This window comes from Streptosporangium sp. NPDC000239, from assembly GCF_040300765.1.
In the GTDB taxonomy this organism is placed as follows: domain Bacteria; phylum Actinomycetota; class Actinomycetes; order Streptosporangiales; family Streptosporangiaceae; genus Streptosporangium.
The window spans coordinates 1-1,614 of record NZ_JBEPEI010000051.1 but is presented as its reverse complement, the minus strand read 5'-3'; the positions used below and the strand labels follow the sequence as shown (position 1 = coordinate 1,614).

Here is a 1,614-nt window from a genome sequence, read left to right as displayed (position 1 = left end):
CGCAATCACGAAGGATCACGCGATGGCCGTCCTCATTCACGGCGCCACGCCATCTAGCTGGGGAAACTCATACACCACGTCCGTGGACGCAACCCGGTGCGCCAGACGACTCCCCTTCCCCACCACGCGCCCAGCGTGCATGGGAGCCGCCTTGCGGAGGTGTGCGGCCCAGGTCCCTCCCACCTGAGCCGCACGTTCATGAGGTACGGCGGGCCATGAGCCTTCCCGCCCGCCGTACCGGCTTTCCGGAGTTGTGTGCGGTCCAGGTCCCTCATCCCTGAACCGCACGTTCACGGGGTACGGCGAGCCGCCGCACCGGCTATTGGGAGCGCAGCAACCTGCGCAATCCCGTGGAGCGGTCCCCGGCCCGCATGGCCCGGACCAGCCGGGATGTCCGCGCTGCCTGTTTGGTCCGAGCGCTCCGGAGGGCGCGGGCGACGGCGACACCCCGGATGCTCGGCGGCACGACCGAAGGCGCGTGGGCGGTCAGCTTGCGGTCCAGTTCCTCGACCGACTCGGCTCGCACCAGCAGCACCTCCCCGAGCCCCGGCCTGACCGGCGGAAAGCGGCGGTAGGCGCTCCACAGCCCGGACCGCGAGCTGTGGAAAACCAGCCACTCCGGATGGGCCTGCTGTACGGCGTCGCAACTCCGAAGCACGACACCCGACATCACGCCGCCCTCCCACCCGGCAAACGCCCTCCGGCGGACACCACTGCCTCGCCCGGCGAAGGCCGTCCCCCAGCGGACACCACTCCTTCACCCGACGAAGGCCGTGGCGCCATTGCCTCACTCGACGAAGGCCGTCCACCAGCGGACACCGTTCCCTCACCCGGCGAACGCCGTCCTCCAGCGGACACCACTCCTCCACCCGACGAAGGCCGTGGCGCCATTCCCTCATCCGGCGAAGGCCGTGCCCCGGTGGATGCCGTCTCCCCGCCCGGTGAACCCCGCTCCTTGGTGATCGCCTCGGTTCGCGTCCCGCCGGGCTCCTCGGTGACCGCCACTCCGGCCCGCCTGCGGGAAGCCCTCCTGCGAACCGGCGCCGGGGAGGACTGCGGCGAGAGCCGCATCGCCCGGATCATCTCGGCCTCCCGCATCCGTTCCTCCAACCCGTCTCCGGTGGGGTCCTCGACGATCACCGGCCGGGGGCCGTCCCAGGCGGCCACGGCGTAGAAACAGCGTCGTCCCAGGCTGTAGAGCACGGTCCAGTCGGCCCAGGCCTGGTCGATCCGCTCGGCCTCGGCCCGCGCGGGGCCGTCCCACACCCGCCGATAGACCAGAGCGTACGGCTGGCCGTCGCGGTGGCGTCCCGTCACGAGGTGACCTCCTCGACCAGAGCGACGCGGGCCTTCTCCTCCTGCTCGGCGATGACGGCCTGGATCTCCTCGAAGGTGTCGGCGTCCACGGCCGACTCGGCTCCAGCTCGTACGGCGGCGCGGGGGAAGAGGTGGGTGCGGAAGGCCCAGAAGCGGCCCGCGTCACTGATGATCAACCGCCAGCCCGGGATCACCGGGCGGCCGGGGGTGTGCTGCATGATCTGGACCTCCAAGATCCGACCAGAGGCTTGTGCCGACGAGGTGATCACCGGCCGGGCCTGTCCTGCGGGACGACGA

At 71.1% G+C, this 1,614-nt stretch carries 3 protein-coding genes; 1 reads left to right on the top strand and 2 read right to left on the bottom strand.

The genetic code is table 11. The features are described from left to right. Positions 1-319: 319 nt before the first annotated feature. Positions 320-673, bottom strand: a complete 354-nt coding sequence (locus ABT340_RS42400; protein WP_352016615.1) for a hypothetical protein — start codon at positions 671-673, stop codon at positions 320-322. A gap of 246 nt (positions 674-919) precedes the next feature. On the opposite strand from ABT340_RS42400, the gene ABT340_RS42395 reads away from it, so the two are divergent. Continuing rightward, positions 920-1,174 carry a hypothetical protein gene (locus tag ABT340_RS42395; protein WP_352016614.1) on the top strand — a complete coding sequence of 85 codons (255 nt, stop codon included), beginning with the start codon at positions 920-922 and terminating at the stop codon, positions 1,172-1,174. Positions 1,175-1,313: 139 nt separating this feature from the next. Here the strand turns inward: ABT340_RS42395 and ABT340_RS42390 are convergent. Continuing rightward, the coding region (locus tag ABT340_RS42390) for a hypothetical protein (protein WP_352016613.1) at positions 1,314-1,614 on the bottom strand (301 nt) is incomplete at its 5' end.